At 67.2% G+C, this 320-nt stretch carries 1 protein-coding gene; it reads right to left on the minus strand.

The annotated features are described in order from the left end of the window. Positions 1-298: hypothetical protein (locus EN850_RS35010; protein ID WP_210238071.1), on the minus strand; the 298-nt coding region annotated here is incomplete at its 3' end. Positions 299-320: the final 22 nt, after the last annotated feature.

Consider the following 320-nt stretch of genomic DNA (forward strand, 5'->3'; position numbering starts at 1 on the left):
CTTCCAGCAGCACCGTGTGCTGCTGCACGGCGGGGTCGCGGGAGACCACAGCGCGGGTCAGCCTGAGGGTGGAGGTTTCGCTGGCACGCAGGTTCTGGGCCTCGCCGCCATTGATGGTGAGTGCACCGCCATTGCGCACACGCCACTGCTCGACCGGATCGCCCGCGACAACCTCCGCGCTTCCGCCATCGAGATCGCCGGCCCAGGCGGCGCCGATAGGCATCGTCAGCGCCAATAGCAGGCAGCGCGCCAGTGGGCGCAGAGAAGGTGTAGCTGCAGGGAAAGATTGAACGCGCATGGTCGGTCCTCCAGGTGGAATG

Source organism: Mesorhizobium sp. M8A.F.Ca.ET.207.01.1.1 (assembly GCF_004794715.1).
GTDB lineage: Bacteria > Pseudomonadota > Alphaproteobacteria > Rhizobiales > Rhizobiaceae > Mesorhizobium.